Consider the following 16,117-nt stretch of genomic DNA (forward strand, 5'->3'; position numbering starts at 1 on the left):
ATGGATGTCCTGCCTGCCGGCGTACCCACGCCACCAAGCCTGCCTCGCTGTCGGCGCGTGCGGCTTCGCTCGGCGCGTCGATGAGCGGCGCCGGCAATCGCGTGCACGGTCTGGCCGGCGACAGCGACATGGCCGAGCCCGATTGGCCGCCGCTCAATGCTGGCGAGCTGGTCCCGCTGCTGGCGCGCTATCCCGCGCTTGGCGCGCTGCGGGCGATCGTCTGGCACAGCCCGCGGCCACTGTCGGCGGCGGCGCTGGTCGATTGCGCGGGCGGCCGCGTGTTCGTCAAGCGCCACCATCGCAGCGTGCGCGATGCCGCGAGCCTGGGCGAAGAGCATGCCTTCGCCGCCTGGCTGCGCACACACGGCATGCCGATCCCGCCGCTGCATCGCGATTGCGATGGGCAGGAGACGGTCGCGCTCGGTGACTGGGTGTACGTCGTGCAGGAGCCGGCAGCGGGGCTGGACCTGTATCGCGACACGCGCTCGTGGCTGCCGCTGACGCGCCCGGCGCACGCAAGCTGCGTCGGCGCGACGCTGGCCCGCCTGCATGCGGCGGCCACAGGGTTCGTGGCGCCTCAGCGCAGCACGCATGTGCTGGTCGCACGCAGCGAGCTCATCGAGGCCGCCGATCCCGTTGCCGCACTCGCCGCGCAACTGCCGGCGCGCCCCGGTTTGGCCAGGTTTCTCGCCGCCCGCGACTGGCGCCGCGAACTGACCGTCACGCTGGCGCCGTTCCACGCGCGCTTGCAGCCCGCGCTGGTGTGCCAGCCGAGAGCGTGGACGCACGGCGACTTCTACGCCTCGAACCTGTTCTGGAGCACCGCCGGCGATGCGGCACAGGTCACGGCCGTGGTCGACTTCGGTCTGTGTGCGCGCACGTTTGCGCTGTTCGATCTCGCCACCGCGATCGAGCGCAGCGCGATCGCCTGGCTGCAGGCCGGTGAGGATCGCGCGCGCAACGCGATCGCGCTGGCACTCGTTGCCGGTTACCGCAGCCTGCGGCCACTCGGCGCACAGGACCTGGCCGTGCTGGCCGACCTGCTGCCGCTCGTGCACGTCGACTTCGCGCTGTCGGAGGTCGAGTATTTCGATGCGATCACGCGCAATCGGGCCAATGCCGAGCTGGCCTGGAGTGCCTTCCTGCATGGCCACGCGCGCTGGTTCACGACGCCGCACGGTCGCGCCATGCTCGATGCCTTGCGCGCCGCCTGAGGCAACACGTCGCCGACGATTCGTGGTTCAATGGCGCCCTGAAGCGGGGGTGCCCGGCGTCGCCGGGCTGAGAGAGTCCCTTGGAACCTGATCCGGTTTGCACCGGCGTAGGGAGCTTGCATGCGGTGACCGGTCGCGTTCGCGGCCAGTCGCGCGCCGTCGCTTCGTCCACTCCGCCGACGAACCGCGACCATGAATCTCCACCGTATCTGCCTTCTGCTCGTCCTGCCGGCCAGCACATGCCTGGCCGCCCCCGACGATGAGCTCGATTCGCCACCAACCCTGACCACGGTCGATGTGACCGCAGCGCCACCGGCCCGCGACGAGGGCGCCATGCTGACGGCGTGGGGCAGCGCCACGCTGCAGGACACGCCCGCCACGATCACGGTCATCGACCGCGCCTGGCTCGACACCCGGCAGCCACGGACCTTGAGCGAGCTGGCGCGGCTCGATCCCGCACTGGGCGACAACTACGCGCCCGAGGGCTATTACCAGAACCTGTCGATCCGCGGTTACGCGCTCGATCTCGGCACCGGCTATCGCGCCAACGACCTCGTCATGACCGGCGAGCAGCGCATCGCGCTCGAGGACAAGCAGGCGGTCGAGATCCTCAAGGGACTGGCCGGTCTCGAGGCCGGTGTGATGGAGCCGGGCGGAGTCGTCAATTTCGTCAGCAAGCGCAGCGCCGACGTCCGCGCCGTCACCTTGGGCACCGATGCGCGCGGTTCGCGCTACGCCGCATTCGATGTCGGCGCCTGGCTGACGCCGAGCTTCGGTCTGCGCGCCAACGCGGCCTGGGAAGACCTGCACTCATACATCGAGCATGGCGACGGGCGTCGCAATTTCCTTGCCCTCGCGGCCGATTGGCATCCGACGCCCGAGGCAACGCTCGAGTTCGATGCCAACTACCAGACCAGTGCGCAGCGCTCGGCCTCGGGCTACCAGTTGCTCGGCGGCAGCGTGATGCCGTCGCCGGTGGACCGCCGCCGCATGCTCGGCTACCAGGCGTGGCAGGAGCCGGTCGCGATCGCGAGCAGCAATCTGTCGGCCCGCTACACCCAGGCATTCGGCGCCGACTGGCGGCTGCGTCTGGCCGCGGCGCAGAGCCGCAGCGTGATCGACGACAGCGTCGCCTTCGCCTACGGCTGCTTCTACCAGGACAGTTGCGCCGACAATCCGCCCGGCGCCTGGTTCGCCCCCGATGGCGGCTACGACATCTACGACTATCGCAGTCCGGACGATCGCCGCGTCGGGAGGCAGCTGCGTGCCACGCTCGAAGGCAGCTTCGCCAGCGGCCCGCTCACGCACGAGCTCAGCCTTGGCGGCGACGCGTTCGCGCGCACGATCGACCGCCACGTCAACGTCAACGCCTGGGTCGGCAGCGCCAACATCGATGCGGCACAGGTACCGCCGTTTGCGCCGTCGAGCCGGCAGCCGGGACCGTCGGTACGGCGCCTGGCCAGCTGGCAGCACGCGGTCTTTGCCGCGGACCGCGTGAGCCTCGGCGAGCAGTGGCAGCTCATCGCCGGCGCACGCCTGGCGCGCGTGCACGATCGTGCCTGGAGCAAGCGCGGCGAACTCGAGCGCGACACGCGGCTCGATCAATGGTTGCCGCAGGCCGCACTGCTGTGGCTGCCGTCGAACGCGCTGACGACCTACCTGAGCTACAGCGAAGGCCTGTCGCTCGGCAAGGAAGCGCCGTGGTGGACGAGCAACGACGGCGCCACGCTGGGGCCGCGTCATTCACGCCAGCTCGAACTCGGCGCCAAGTACCGCATGGCTGCGGCGCTCGACCTCGGTGCGGCCTTGTACCGGATCCGCCTGCCATGGCAGTTCGCGCAGCCCGACGCGAGCGCGGCCGGCTACACCTTCGTCGAGCGCGGCGAGGAAGTGCACACGGGGCTCGAACTGTCCGCGCACGGTCGCGTCGGCGAGTCGCTGCGCATCGATGCCGGCCTCAACTTCATCCGTGCGCAGGGGCGGCGCAGCGGCACGCCAGCCTACGACGGTCACCAGGTCGTCAACGTGCCGCGCCTGCGCGCGAGCGTGCAGCTCGACTACACGCTGCCGGCATCGCCGCAATTGGGCCTCGTCGCCGGCTGGCGCTTTGCGGCGCGCAATCCGGCCACGCCCGACGGTCGCATCGGCGCAGCGGCGTACCAGGTATTCGATCTGGGCCTGCGCTACACGACGCAGTGGCAGCAGCATCCCTTGACCTGGCGCCTCGCGGTCGACAACGTGTTCGACCGCTTCTACTGGCGCGACACGGGCAGCTCCGATGGCGACAACTATCTGTTCCCCGGTGCACCGCGCAGCGCCCGGCTCACGCTGACGCTGGGGTTCTGAGCATGGACTGGATCGAACTGCTCGCCGCCGTGCTGAGCGCCTGGGCCGTGTGGCTCACCGCACGCCGCCGCCCGTGGTGCTGGCCGCTTGGCCTGCTGTCGGTGGCCGTCTACGGCTGGGTGTTCATCGACAGCAAGCTGTATTCCGACGCGCTGCTGCAGGGCGCGTTCGCGCTGATGATCGTCTATGGCTGGTGGCGCTGGTTGCACCATCTGGCCGACGATGGCCGCGTGCGCATCGCGCCACTGCCCGCATCGCGCGCGGCGCTGCATGTTGGCTTGGGCGCGCTCGGTGCACTGGCGCTGGGTGCCTTCATGCATCACCAGACCGACGCCAGCCTGCCGTGGCTCGATGCCGCGCTGGCTGCGTTCAGCCTCGTCGCCCAGGGCTGGCAGGCCGGCCGCCATGCGGCCGCGTGGTGGTTGTGGATCGTGGTCGACGTGTTCTACATCGGCCAGTACATCTACAAGGAGCTCTACATCACGGCGGTGCTGTATGCCGTATTCCTGCTGCTGGCCGCGCATGGCCTGCGCAGTTGGGGGCGCGTGCGACTGGCCACGGCGGCGCGGCTGGCCGGCGGCTGATGCGCGCCGGTCGACGGCGCGCGGCCGAGCCAATACGCTGGGCGCCCGGCGCCGCCCCGCGCACCGATTCGAGGACCGCATGAGCAAGGGCAAGCAACTGTGCATTCCCGCCACCTGGATGCGTGGCGGCACCTCCAAGGGCGTGTTCTTCCGCCTCGCCGACCTGCCCGAACCCGCGCGCGTGGCCGGGCGCGCGCGCGATGCGCTGCTGCTGCGCGTGATCGGCAGCCCGGACCCTTACGGCAAGCACACCGATGGCATGGGCGGGGCGACCTCGAGCACGAGCAAGTGCGTGATCATCGCGCCGTCGACGCGCGCCGATCACGACGTCGACTATCTTTACGGCCAGGTCAGCATCGACCAGGCCTTCGTCGACTGGTCGGGCAACTGCGGCAACCTGTCGACCGCCGTTGGCCCGTTCGCGGTTGCCAACGGCTTTCTCCCGGTCGCGCGCATCCCGCGCGATGGCACGGTCACGGTGCGCGTGTGGCAGGCCAATATCGGCAAGACGATTCTCGTGCACGTGCCGATCGCCGACGGCGAGGTGCAGGAGATCGGCGACTTCGAGCTCGATGGCGTGGCGTTTCCGGCCGCCGAGATCGTGCTCGAGTTCATCGATCCGGCCGACGACGGCGAGGCGGGTGGGGCGATGTTCCCGACCGGGCGCCTCGTCGACACGCTCGAGGTGCCCGGTATCGGCCAACTGCAGGCGACGCTGATCAGCGCCGGCATTCCCACCGTGTTCGTCGCTGCGGCCGCTCTCGGGTACGACGGCACCGAATTGCAGGCGGCCATCAACGACGACCGGGCGGCGCTGGCACGCTTCGAGGCGATCCGCGTCGCCGGCGCGCTGCGCATGGGACTGATCCGCGACGCGGCCGAAGCGGCCACGCGTCAGCACACGCCCAAGGTCGCGATGGTGGCGCCGGCGCGCGACTATCGCGCGGCAAGCGGCAGGATCGTCAACGCGACCGCCATCGATCTCAACGTGCGCGCGCTGTCGATGGGCAAGCTGCACCACGCGATGATGGGGACCGCCTCGGTGGCGATCGCCACCGCTGCCGCCGTACCGGGCACTTTGGTCAACCTCGCCGCCGGCGGTGGTGAGCGCGACGTGGTGCGTTTCGGCCATCCATCCGGCACGCTGCGCGTCGGTGCGGAAGCCAAACTCGTCGACGGCCAGTGGACGGTGACCAAGGCGATCATGTCGCGCTCGGCGCGCGTGCTGATGGAGGGACAGGTGCGCGTGCCGGCCGACGTGTTCGCCGGCGCCTGATGCTCACGCCGTGCGGTGCAGGACCAGTTCGAGCACGAACTTGGTGCCGAAGAACGCCAGCAGCAGGAAGGCCATGCCGGCGAGCGTCAGGTTGATCGCGCGCGCACCGCGCCAGCCGTGGCGCACGCGCCCGTAGACGAGCACGCCGAACACGAGCCAGGCGGCGATCGACAGTGCGGTCTTGTGCGCCAGATGCTGGCCGAACAGGTCCTGCACGAACAGGATGCCGGTCAGCAGCGTCAGCGTGAGCAGGATGAAACCGGCGCCGATCAGGCGGAACAGCAGGGTTTCGGTCAGGGTCAGCGGCGGCAGCGCGCGCAGCAGGCCACCGAAGCGGCGATGGCGCAGCGCGCGTTCCTGCGCCGCCAGCAGCAGCGCCAGCGCGGCGGCGATCGACAGCACGCCGTAGGCGAGCAGGGCGATCGTCACATGCAGCTTGATCTGCCAGTCCATCGGCTGCGGTGCCGTCGGCGGTGCCGCAAACACGTCCAGGCCCAGCAACAGGGCCGCCGCCGGAAACACGATGACGCCAAGCGCGGCGATCGGACGCGACAGGTTGACGAGGATCGTCAGCGCCGCCACCACCCAGGCGACGAGCGACAACGCCGCGAAGAAATGCAGGTCCAGCGCGCCACGGTGGGCGAGCAACAGCACGCCGGCATGGGCAAGGAAGGCCAGCGTGGCCAACGCCATCGGCAGGCGCGGCTGCGGCGTGCTGTCGGCCAGCAGCGGCCGCGCGATCAGCGCGGCTGCCAGCAGGTACAGCGCGAGCGCGCACAGCGCGAGGACAGGGATGGCCATGAGCGCGAGTTTCGCACGAGAGGCAAGGCGGAATCGACCCGCGGCGAGGCACGCCGCGTGCTGCCGCGCCGGCCTGCAGCGGGTTCGGCGCGGCGCTGCCGCCAGGGCCGCACCGGGTGGCGCCGCGCCGGCCTCGGCCCGGCCGCGCGCCCTCCGCTACAATCAGCGCTTTGCCGACTGCGCCAATCGTCATGTTCGAGTCCCTGAGCCAACGCCTGTCCGCCACCGTCCAGCGCCTGCGCGGCAAGGGGCGCCTGACCGAATCGAACATCCGCGAGGCCTTGCGCGAGGTGCGCATCGCCCTGCTCGAGGCCGATGTGGCGCTGCCGGTGGTGCAGGCGCTGATCCAGCGCGTGCAGGTCAAGGCGCTTGGCCAGGAGGTGCTGCGCAGCCTCACGCCGGGCCAGGCACTGGTCAAGGTCGTGCGCGACGAGCTGACCGCGGTCATGGGCAGCGCCAACAGCGATCTCAACCTTGCTGCCGCGCCACCGGCGATCGTGCTGATGGCCGGCCTGCAGGGTGCCGGCAAGACCACCACCGTGGCCAAGCTCGCGCGCTTGCTCAAGGAGCGGCGCAAGAAGAAGGTGATGGTGGTGAGCTGCGACGTGTACCGACCGGCGGCGATCGAGCAGTTGCGCACGCTGGCCGCACAGGTCGATGTGTTGTTCCACCCGTCGGCCGCTGGCGAGGATCCGGTGGCGATCGCGCGCGCGGCGCACGACGCGGCACGCCGCAACTTTGCCGACGTGCTCATCGTCGACACCGCCGGCCGCCTGCATGTCGATGCGGCGATGATGGACGAGATCAAGGCCCTGCATGCCGCGCTCGACCCGGTCGAAACGCTGTTCGTGGTCGATTCGATGACGGGCCAGGACGCCGCCAATACGGCCAAGGCCTTTGCCGAGGCGCTGCCGCTGACGGGCGTGGTGCTGACCAAGACCGACGGCGATGCGCGCGGCGGCGCCGCGTTGTCGGTGCGCTACGTGACGGGTCGGCCGATCAAGTTCATCGGCGTGAGCGAAAAGCCCGACGGGCTCGAGCCGTTCCACCCCGATCGCATTGCCACGCGCATCCTCGGCATGGGCGACGTGCTGTCGCTGGTCGAGCAGGTCGAGCAGAGCGTCGACCAGGAAAAGCAGCGCAAGCTGGCCGAGAAGGTGATCAAGGGCAAGCGCTTCGACCTCAACGACATGCGTGACCAGCTCGAGCAGATGATCAACATGGGCGGCATCGCCTCGCTGATGGACAAGCTGCCGGGTGTGTCGAGCCTGCCCGAGCACGTCAAGGGCAAGGCCAACGACGGTGAGGTCAAGCGCATGATCGCGATCATCGGCTCGATGACGAAAAAGGAACGTCGCCACCCCGATCTGCTCAACGGCTCGCGTCGTGCCCGCATCGCGCGCGGCTCGGGTACCCAGCCCGCCGACGTCAACCGCCTGCTCAAGCAGTACCAGCAGATGGAGAAGATGATGGCCAAGCTCGGTGGCGGCGGCATCAAGGGACTCATGCGGCAGATGGGCGCCGCGATGAAGGGCATGGGTGGCGGTGGCATGCCGCCCGGCGGCTTCCCCCGCCGCTGAAGGCGCCGCGGCGGTCAACCGGCCGCGCGTCGGCGCGTTGGATGCGTTCATCGCCGCGATGCCGCGTCGTGGGTTGTGTCACAACCCGGGCGCTCGGCACGGCGCTATGCTGCGACCTCGGGTTCGGGGTCAGTGCGGGGCCATCATGAACAAGCTGTTGCGGGCACTGTCGGGGTGCGTGTGCGCCTGCGTGTTGGGCGCGGGGACGTTGCAGGCGGCGGTCCACGACCGCATTTTCCGCTATGGATTCGATCCGGCCAGCGATGCGCCGGCCAATGCCAACGAGGCCGCGCGGTTCCTGACCCAGGCCACGTTCGGACCGACCCAGGCCGACATCGCACGCCTCATGGCGCTCGGCTATGACGCGTGGATCGAGGAGCAGCTCGGCAAGCCGGCCACCCTGAGCCAGCCGACCGTCGAGCAGGTCGTCAACGCACGCACCGCCGGTGGCCAGAACGTCGGTTCGATGCAGCGCCTGCAGCGCTGGTACTGGCAGGCGGCCTACGCCCCCGACCAGTTGCGCCAGCGCATGGCGTTCGCGCTCAGCCAGATCTTCGTGATTTCCGACCAGGGCAGTTCGATCAGCCAGTACGTGGTACCGATGGCGGGCTACCAGGACATGCTTGCGCGCGACGCCTTCAAGCCGTACCGCACGCTGCTCGGTGACGTCACGCTGCATCCGATGATGGGGCGCTACCTGTCCTCGTTCCGCAACCAGAAGGCCGGCGCCAGCACCAGCCCGGACGAAAACTACGCGCGCGAGGTCATGCAGCTGTTCTCGGTGGGGCTCATCAAGCGCAACATGGATTTCACGCCGGTCCTCGGCGGCGGCGTGCCGATCCCGACCTACGACCAGACCACGATCACGCAGACCGCCAAGGTGTTCACCGGCTTCACCTGGAACGATGCGCCGACCAGCCCCTCGCCGAACTTCTACGGCGGTGGCCAGACCTTCGCCGCGCAGTCGGCGCCGATGGCCTGCTGGGGCACCGAGCTGTTCCCGGCCACCGGCACCGGCAGCAACAACATGCGCCATGACATCAGCGCCAAGTCGGTGCTGGCGGGCCTCACGATTCCGGCGGGACAGACCTGCGCGCAGGATGTCGGCGACGAACTCGACATCATCGCCGCCCATCCCAACGTCGCGCCGTTCATTTCGCGTCAGCTCATCCAACGCTTCGTCACCAGCAATCCGTCGCCGGCCTACATCGAGCGCGTGGCCACCGTATTCGACACCAGTTATGGCGACCTGGGGGACGTGATCAAGGCGATCCTGCTCGACAATGAGGCGCGTCAGGCGCCCGTGCTCACGGCCGGCGATTCCTACGGCAAGCTGCGCGAGCCGGTGCTGCGCCTGACGGCGATGTGGCGCGCGTTCGATGCGCAGCCCCCGGCGCCCGACGCCTATGGCGAGGTCAAGATGACGGCCGGCAGCAGTCTCATCGGCGCGCTCGCGCAGGGACCGCTGCAGTCGCCGAGCGTGTTCAACTTCTACGTGCCCGACTACCAGCCGCCCGGTGCGCTGGCCGACGCCGGTCGCTACGCGCCGGAGCTGGAAATCGTCAGCGAGAGCACGACCTACAGCACGGGCAACACCTGGTACAACTTCACCGCGCGCGCCTACCTGGGCATGAGCAATCCCCCGGTCGACCGGCCGCTGGTGAACCTCGCCGCGCTTACCGCCAACGCGACTGCGCCGGCGGCGATGGTCGCCACCATCAACCAGCGTCTGCTGTATGGCTCGATGTCGCCGATGCTGCAAGCGACCCTGACCGGCATGCTGATCAACCTCAACGGCGCCAGCGCGGCCGAAAAGGCCTGGTCGGCGCTGTACCTGACGATGCTGTCGCCCGATTACGCCACCCAGCGCTGAGGACACGACCATGAGCCAGATTCGCCAGACCCGTCGTGACTTCCTGCGCGGTCTCGCCGCGGCTGCCTGTTGCGGTGGCGTTCCGGCGCTGTTTCCGCAGCTGCGCATGATCGGCACTGCACTGGCCGGGACGCGCGCGCTGACCGGCTACAAGGCGCTGGTGTGCGTATACCTGTCCGGCGGCAACGACTCGTGGAACATGCTGGTGCCCTACGACGCGGCGCGGCATGCGGTCTACGCCACCTCGCGCGGCGGCGTCTACAACGCCAGCGGCAACCCCGGGGGGCTTGCGCTGCCCTTGCCCACGGGCAGCCAGATTCCGTTGCAGACGATCGTCGACGCCGCCACCACGGGCGACGTCAGCCAGTACTTCATGCATCGCTCGCTGGAACGGCTGGCGGCCATCTACCGTGCCAACAAACTCGCCTTCGCCGTCAACGTGGGTCCGCTGGTGCGCCCGATCACGATGGCCGACTACGCGACCAGCAGCAACCGGCCGCCGCAACTGTTCTCGCATTCGGACCAGGAAAACCTTTGGCACCAGGCCAACACCACCGCCGGTTCGGTGCGTGGCTGGGGCGGGCGCAGCGGCGACATCGTGCGTTCGTCCAACGCCAACCAGGATCTGTCGCCGTGCATTTCGATCGCTGGCGCCAACCGATTCGAGATCGGCTTCAACACGGTGCCCTACCAGATGTCATCGAGCGGGCTGACCGCGCTCAGTGGCATGTGCAATCCGACGCCATGCTCAGGCGTGAGCGCGACCAGCGTGCGCGACAACGCGCTCAACGCGATGCTCGAGGCCAGTTACGAGAGCGACCTCGCTGGCGAATACGCCAAGGTGTTCGGCCGTGGTCGCGACTTGTACAACCTGCTCAAGGCCGGACTCGATGCGACGACACTGGCCACCACGTTCCCCTCGGGCAACACGCTCGCGGCGCAACTGCAGACCGTCGCCAAGCTGATCAAGCTGTCGCGCCAGCAGAACTATGCGGCGCGGCAGATCTACTACGTGCGCTATGGCGGCTTCGACCTGCACGCCGGGCTCATGTCCGGTGGCAACAGCGATCATGCCGCACTGCTGGCCAACGTCGATGCGGCGCTGGGGGCGTTCTGGGACGCGCTCGGGCCCGGCGACATCAATTCGCGCAACGAGGTCACGGTGTTCAGCGCCTCGGAGTTCGCGCGCACGCTGCAATCCAATGGCTCGGGCTCGGACCATGGCTGGGGTGGCGTGCAGTTCGCGTTCGGCGGCGCGGTCAATGGCGGGCGCCTGTACAGCGATGGCGGCGGCCCGATCAGCGGCTTCCCCAACCAGAGCCTGACCGCACCCAACAATTTCTCGCGCGGACAGATGATCCCCGGCATCAGCGTCGACCAGTACGCCGCCACGTTGGCGCAATGGCTTGGGGTCACCGCGCCGGCTGACCTTGCCGCGATCTTCCCGAACCTCGCGCAGTTCGGCAGCAGCAACCTCGGTTTCGTGTAGGTGGCGCCGCGTCTGCTCGCGCTGGGGCTGCTGCTGGCCGGCGCCGGCGCCGCTGCCGGCACGCCGCCACCGGGCGGCTGCACGCGCATTGCCGATATCGCGCCGCTCTACACGATCACCTACGGCGCGGCGGTGCAGGGCCTGTTCGACGACTACGCGACCAACGGCGGCAGCGCCGGTTGCGTCGACTGTCACTTCGCGCCGCCACCACAACCCAGTGGTGGGCTCGACCTCAGTGCCGGTACGTCGTGGGCCCATCTGGTCAACGTGCCGAGCCACGAGGATCCGTCGATGCTGTATGTCGTGCCGGGCGATCCCGCGCGCAGCCTGTTGTTCCGCAAGATCAACTGCGACGATCCTGGCGTCGGTGGGCGCATGCCGCTCGACGGCTATGGCGGCGGGCTGCTGCCCGAGCAACAGGCGTTGATCTACGACTGGATTGCCAACGGTGCGCAGCCCGGCACCAGCGACACGCTGTACCGCGACGGCTTCGAGATCCGCGGCTTCGTGCCCTGACTGGCGCCCGTACGGCGCCAGCCGCGTGCGCCCGCCACTCATGCCAAGTCGTTGCGGGGCTTTATTTTTTCCCGATTGCCGCTAGAATGGCGGGCTCCCGACGCGCAGGGACCGCTTCCGGTTCCGCCGACGACGGCGCAGACTCCGAAAAAAACCGAGCAAAATCAATGGTCAAGATTCGCCTTTCCCGCGGCGGTGCGAAGAGCCGTCCGTTCTACCACATCATCGTGACGGACAGCCGCAACGCCCGCGATGGCCGCAACATCGAGCGCGTGGGTTATTTCAACCCGATCGCGACCGGCAAGGAAGTGCGCCTGGAGCTGGACACGGGCAAGGTCAAGGCCTGGCTCGACAAGGGCGCCCAGCTCACCGACAAGGTGCGCGTGCTGTACAAGGAAGCCAGCAAGCAGGCAGCCTGACTGCCGTGACCGGGGCGGCCAAGCTCGTCCTGCTCGGCAAGGTGGTCGGGGTGCACGGTATCCGCGGCGAGGTCAAACTCGAGTCGTATACCGAGCCCAGGACGCAGATCTTCCGCTACCAGCCGTGGCAGCTGCGTTCGGCAACAGGTGAAACCACGATCGCGGGCAGCCGCGGGCGTGAACAAGGCAAGGGCATCGTGGCGACGTTGCCCGGCATTGCCGATCGCGACGCTGCGGCGGCGCTGGTCGGCAGCGAGATCCGGGTCGAGCGCAGTGCGCTGCCTGCGGTCGGTCCCGGCGAGTATTACTGGGTCGATCTCGAGGGCCTGGTGGTGGAAACGGTGCACGGCGTGTCCTTGGGCACGGTGTCGCATCTGGTGGCAACCGGCGCCAACGATGTGCTGGTGGTGAAGGACGCAATGCGCGAGCGGCTGATTCCGTTTCTGGTCGGTTCGTTCGTGACGCAGGTGGATCTGGTCGGCGGGCGCATCATCGTCGACTGGGATCCGGAGTTCTGATCGACGCGCTCAGGGATGATCGCAACGGCTAAACCGGCGGCAGCAGGGACAGGTGCGACAACACGCATGCGCATCGATGTCATCACGCTGTTTCCGGATTTCGTCGAAGGTTGTGCGAGAGTGGGAGTGGTCGGGCGCGCTTGCGAGCGCGGGCTGATCGAGATCGCGACATGGAATCCGCGCGATTTCGCCAGTGACAACTACCGCTCGGCCGACGATCGCTGCTATGGCGGCGGTCCCGGCGTGGTGATGATGATCGATCCGTTGGCAAGGGCGCTGGCCAGTGCGCGCGCCGCCAGTGGGTCGAGCGAAGGCAAGGCGATTTACCTGAGCCCGCAGGGAAGGCGGCTCGACCAGGCCAAGGTGGAGGCACTCGCGCGGCGCGATCATCTGATCCTGCTGTGCGGCCGCTACGAAGGCGTGGACGAAAGATTCATCGAGCACGCGGTCGAGGAGGAGATATCCGTCGGCGACTACGTGCTCTCCGGCGGCGAGTTGGCGGCGGCGATCATCATCGACGCGGTCGGGCGCCTGCAGGAAGGTGTGCTGCACGATGCGCAGTCGGCGTTGCAGGATTCGTTCGCGAATGGCCTGCTCGACTGCCCGCACTACACGCGCCCGGAGCGGCACGCGTGGGGCGTGGTACCGGCGGTGCTGACTTCGGGTGACCATGCGGCCATTGCGCGCTGGCGTCTGAAGCAGTCGCTGGGACGCACCTGGTTGCGGCGGCCCGACCTGCTGGCGCAGCTCGAGCTGGATGACAGGCAACGCGCGCTGCTGGACGAGTTCCGGCGCGAGCACGAGGCAAAGACCACGCGCGATCGCGACAGCGGTTCGGGCGAATGAAACATCGGACCCATTGGTGAACGTGATGAACCTGATCCAGCAATTCGAAGCCGCCCAGATGACCCGCGCCCTGCCGGAATTCGCCCCCGGCGACACCGTGATCGTCAACGTCAAGGTCAAGGAAGGCAACCGCGAGCGCGTGCAGGCCTACGAAGGCGTGGTCATCGCGCGCAAGAACGCCGGCCTCAACTCGGCCTTTACCGTGCGCAAGATCTCGCATGGTCATGGCGTGGAGCGCGTGTTCCAGTCGCACAGCCCGGCCATCGACTCGGTGGTGGTCAAGCGTCATGGCAAGGTGCGCGGCGCGAAGCTGTATTACCTGCGTGGCCTGGAAGGCAAGGCCGCCCGCATCCAGGAAGACCTCGGCGCCACCGCCAGGAAGTAATTCCTCCCTCATTGGTCTTGGAGCATCGAGTCGCGTCTGTGCTCCTCGTCGGAACGGCCCCGGCAACGGGGCCGTTCTTTTGCGTGTGGTGCTGACGACGACGGCACTGCCGGCGCAGCGATGGCGCGCCGTGGTCAGGCCCGGCTCGGCGCCCAGCGACCCGTCGGCCAGTGGCCACGCCCAGTGACCCCGACTTCGCGGCGTGCCGGCTTGAAGCCCGCGCCGGGCGCCACCATCTGCGCCGCAGCCATTTTTTGCCGAGGGAGCCATGACGAGCCAAACCGAGACGCGCCCATTCGAGGCCGAAGTGTCCCAGGTACTGCACCTGGTCACCCATTCGCTGTATTCGCACAAGGACATCTTCCTGCGCGAACTGGTCTCCAATGCATCCGACGCCTGCGACAAGCTGCGCTTCGCCGCGCTGTCCGACGCCGCGCTCACCGCGGGCGATGCCGAGCTGCGCATCGAGATCGAGTACGACAAGGACGCGCGCACGCTCACGATCCGCGACAACGGCATCGGCATGACGCGCGAGGAGGTGATCGACAACGTCGGCACCATCGCGCGCTCGGGCACGCGCAAGTTCCTCGAATCGCTGTCGGGTGACGCCCGCAAGGACACCCAGCTCATCGGCCAGTTCGGCGTTGGGTTCTATTCGGCGTTCATCGTCGCCGACAAGGTCACGCTGCTGACGCGCAAGGCCGGCGGCAACAGTGCCGACGGCGTGCGTTGGGAGTCGACCGGCAGCGGCCAGTACACGCTGGAAGCAGCCGACCTTGCCGCGCGCGGCACCAGCGTGACGCTGCATCTCAAGGCCGGTGAGGAGGAGTTTCTCGACGGCTGGAAGCTGCGCGAACTGGTCAAGCGCTATTCCGATCACGTCGCCTTCCCGATCCGCCTGCGCGCCGAAGACGGCGACAAGCCCAGCGGCGAGTTCGAAACCGTCAACCATGCAGTCGCCCTGTGGGCGAGGCCCAAGGCCGACATCAGCGACGACGACTACCGCGCGTTCTACAAGTCGCTCAGCCACGACTTCAATGAGCCGCTGGCGTGGACGCACAACCGCGTCGAGGGCGCGCAGAGCTACACGAGCCTGCTCTACGTGCCCGAGAAGCCGCCTTTCGACGCGGTGTTCAGCGGCCGTGACGAGCGCCACGGCCTCAAGCTCTACATCCGCCGCGTGTTCATCATGGACGCCAGCGAGCAGTTGTTGCCGACCTACCTGCGCTTCGTGCGCGGCGTGGTCGACTCCGACGACCTGCCGCTCAACGTGAGCCGCGAGATCCTGCAGGAGAACCGCCTCGTCGCGCAGATCCGCAGCGCCTGCGTCAAGCGCACGCTCGACCTGCTCGACAAGCTCGCCAAGGACGAGCCGGAGAAGTTCACGCAGTTCACCGCGGCGTTCGGCAACGTGCTCAAGGAGGGCATCGCCGAGGATGGCGCCAACCGCGAGCGCATCGCCAAACTGCTGCGCTTTGCCTCGACCCAGGGCGAGGATGCGAACAAGACCGTCTCGCTCGACGACTACATCGCGCGCATGGCGGCCGGCCAGGAAGTCATCTGGTACATCACCGCTGATTCGTGGCTCGCCGCGCGCAACAGTCCGCAGATCGAGTCGCTCAAGGCGCGCGGCATCGAGGTGCTGCTGCTCGGCGACCGCATCGACGAGTGGATGATCGGCTACCTGCACGAATACGCCGGCAAGAAGCTGCGCAACGCCGCCAAGGGCGAGCTCGACGCCGCCGATGGCGGCGACGCGCAGGCGCGCGAGGCGGCGGCGCAGGCCGCGCAGCCCGTGCTCGACCGCCTCAAGCAGTCACTCGGTGACGCGGTCGACAAGGTGCAGGTCGGTCACCGCCTCACCGAATCGCCGGCCTGCATCGTGCTCGGCGAGTACGACATGGCGCCGCACATGCAGCGCCTGCTGCGCGAGGCCGGGCACGACGTGCCGGCCAGCAAACCGATCCTCGAGATCAACCCGCAGCACGCGCTCGTGCAGCGCTTCGCCGCCGAGACCGACGCCGCGCGCAGCGCCGATCTGGCCCAGTTGCTGCTCGAGGAAGCGCAGCTCACCGCCGGCGACCAGTTGCCCGACCCGAGCGCATTCATCGCGCGCGTCAACCGGATCGTGCTCGGCGCGTGATCCGCAGCGTCGATCGTCGCGGCGCGGCCGTGGCGATCGACACCGTGCCTTTTCGTCCGCATGCGGTGGCGCATCCGTCTGCCGCGACCCGGCCGCCTGCGTGACTGGGCGGCCGAGGGCGTCGGGC

General features: G+C 68.5%; 14 protein-coding genes and 1 riboswitch. Of the genes, 13 read left to right on the forward strand and 1 reads right to left on the reverse strand.

Going from position 1 to position 16,117, the window contains the following annotated elements; translation table 11 throughout:
* The first annotated feature begins 80 nt into the window (after positions 1–80).
* The 4 genes from KF903_RS01130 (at position 81) to prpF (ending at position 5,420) form a co-directional block, all read left to right on the forward strand.
* On the forward strand, positions 81–1,214 hold the full coding sequence (locus KF903_RS01130; RefSeq protein WP_291209934.1) for a phosphotransferase: 1,134 nt from the start codon (positions 81–83) through the stop codon (positions 1,212–1,214).
* A 35-nt stretch (positions 1,215–1,249) separates the two neighbouring features.
* Positions 1,250–1,345: riboswitch (TPP riboswitch) on the forward strand.
* Positions 1,346–1,406: 61 nt separating this feature from the next.
* Positions 1,407–3,560: a TonB-dependent siderophore receptor gene (locus tag KF903_RS01135; protein WP_291209936.1), complete on the forward strand. Its 2,154-nt coding sequence runs from the start codon at positions 1,407–1,409 to the stop codon at positions 3,558–3,560.
* Between the two features lie 2 nt (positions 3,561–3,562).
* Entirely contained in the window at positions 3,563–4,144 is a 582-nt protein-coding gene (pnuC, locus tag KF903_RS01140) for a nicotinamide riboside transporter PnuC (RefSeq protein WP_291209938.1), read from the forward strand.
* 79 nt (positions 4,145–4,223) lie between these two features.
* On the forward strand, positions 4,224–5,420 hold the full coding sequence (gene prpF / locus KF903_RS01145; RefSeq protein WP_291209940.1) for a 2-methylaconitate cis-trans isomerase PrpF: 1,197 nt from the start codon (positions 4,224–4,226) through the stop codon (positions 5,418–5,420).
* 3 nt (positions 5,421–5,423) lie between these two features.
* Here prpF and ccsA read toward each other — a convergent pair whose 3' ends face one another.
* Positions 5,424–6,221: a cytochrome c biogenesis protein CcsA gene (ccsA, locus tag KF903_RS01150; RefSeq protein ID WP_291209942.1), complete on the reverse strand. Its 798-nt coding sequence runs from the start codon at positions 6,219–6,221 to the stop codon at positions 5,424–5,426.
* A gap of 191 nt (positions 6,222–6,412) precedes the next feature.
* Here ccsA and ffh point away from each other — a divergent pair, with 191 nt between their 5' ends.
* The 9 genes from ffh (at position 6,413) to htpG (ending at position 15,990) form a co-directional block, all read left to right on the forward strand.
* Entirely contained in the window at positions 6,413–7,801 is a 1,389-nt protein-coding gene (gene ffh / locus KF903_RS01155) for a signal recognition particle protein (RefSeq protein WP_291209944.1), read from the forward strand.
* 145 nt (positions 7,802–7,946) lie between these two features.
* A complete protein-coding gene (locus KF903_RS01160; RefSeq protein WP_291209946.1) occupies positions 7,947–9,674 on the forward strand; it encodes a DUF1800 domain-containing protein in 1,728 nt (575 codons plus the stop codon).
* 10 nt (positions 9,675–9,684) lie between these two features.
* Positions 9,685–11,163, forward strand: a complete 1,479-nt coding sequence (locus KF903_RS01165; RefSeq protein WP_291209947.1) for a DUF1501 domain-containing protein — start codon at positions 9,685–9,687, stop codon at positions 11,161–11,163.
* Positions 11,164–11,679, forward strand: a complete 516-nt coding sequence (locus KF903_RS01170; protein WP_291209948.1) for a hypothetical protein — start codon at positions 11,164–11,166, stop codon at positions 11,677–11,679.
* Positions 11,680–11,846: 167 nt separating this feature from the next.
* Positions 11,847–12,098: a 30S ribosomal protein S16 gene (rpsP, locus tag KF903_RS01175; RefSeq protein WP_291209949.1), complete on the forward strand. Its 252-nt coding sequence runs from the start codon at positions 11,847–11,849 to the stop codon at positions 12,096–12,098.
* A 5-nt stretch (positions 12,099–12,103) separates the two neighbouring features.
* A complete protein-coding gene (gene rimM / locus KF903_RS01180; protein WP_291209950.1) occupies positions 12,104–12,616 on the forward strand; it encodes a ribosome maturation factor RimM in 513 nt (170 codons plus the stop codon).
* Between the two features lie 66 nt (positions 12,617–12,682).
* Positions 12,683–13,462 carry a tRNA (guanosine(37)-N1)-methyltransferase TrmD gene (gene trmD / locus KF903_RS01185; protein WP_291209951.1) on the forward strand — a complete coding sequence of 260 codons (780 nt, stop codon included), beginning with the start codon at positions 12,683–12,685 and terminating at the stop codon, positions 13,460–13,462.
* 16 nt (positions 13,463–13,478) lie between these two features.
* Positions 13,479–13,847, forward strand: a complete 369-nt coding sequence (gene rplS / locus KF903_RS01190) for a 50S ribosomal protein L19 (RefSeq protein ID WP_291209953.1) — start codon at positions 13,479–13,481, stop codon at positions 13,845–13,847.
* A gap of 268 nt (positions 13,848–14,115) precedes the next feature.
* Positions 14,116–15,990 carry a molecular chaperone HtpG gene (gene htpG / locus KF903_RS01195; RefSeq protein ID WP_291209954.1) on the forward strand — a complete coding sequence of 625 codons (1,875 nt, stop codon included), beginning with the start codon at positions 14,116–14,118 and terminating at the stop codon, positions 15,988–15,990.
* Positions 15,991–16,117 lie beyond the last annotated feature (127 nt).

This window comes from Dokdonella sp. (assembly GCF_019634845.1).
In the GTDB taxonomy this organism is placed as follows: domain Bacteria; phylum Pseudomonadota; class Gammaproteobacteria; order Xanthomonadales; family Rhodanobacteraceae; genus Dokdonella_A.

What these genes read in the sequence shown, in the direction of transcription:
- KF903_RS01130 (WP_291209934.1), top strand. Translation starts at nt 81, where the DNA reads ATGAGCGGCGCCGGCAATCGCGTGCACGGTCTGGCCGGCGACAGCGAC.
- KF903_RS01135 (WP_291209936.1), top strand. Translation starts at nt 1,407, where the DNA reads ATGAATCTCCACCGTATCTGCCTTCTGCTCGTCCTGCCGGCCAGCACA.
- pnuC (WP_291209938.1), top strand. Translation starts at nt 3,563, where the DNA reads ATGGACTGGATCGAACTGCTCGCCGCCGTGCTGAGCGCCTGGGCCGTG.
- prpF (WP_291209940.1), top strand. Translation starts at nt 4,224, where the DNA reads ATGAGCAAGGGCAAGCAACTGTGCATTCCCGCCACCTGGATGCGTGGC.
- ccsA (WP_291209942.1), bottom strand. Translation starts at nt 6,221, where the DNA reads ATGGCCATCCCTGTCCTCGCGCTGTGCGCGCTCGCGCTGTACCTGCTG.
- ffh (WP_291209944.1), top strand. Translation starts at nt 6,413, where the DNA reads ATGTTCGAGTCCCTGAGCCAACGCCTGTCCGCCACCGTCCAGCGCCTG.
- KF903_RS01160 (WP_291209946.1), top strand. Translation starts at nt 7,947, where the DNA reads ATGAACAAGCTGTTGCGGGCACTGTCGGGGTGCGTGTGCGCCTGCGTG.
- KF903_RS01165 (WP_291209947.1), top strand. Translation starts at nt 9,685, where the DNA reads ATGAGCCAGATTCGCCAGACCCGTCGTGACTTCCTGCGCGGTCTCGCC.
- rpsP (WP_291209949.1), top strand. Translation starts at nt 11,847, where the DNA reads ATGGTCAAGATTCGCCTTTCCCGCGGCGGTGCGAAGAGCCGTCCGTTC.
- trmD (WP_291209951.1), top strand. Translation starts at nt 12,683, where the DNA reads ATGCGCATCGATGTCATCACGCTGTTTCCGGATTTCGTCGAAGGTTGT.
- htpG (WP_291209954.1), top strand. Translation starts at nt 14,116, where the DNA reads ATGACGAGCCAAACCGAGACGCGCCCATTCGAGGCCGAAGTGTCCCAG.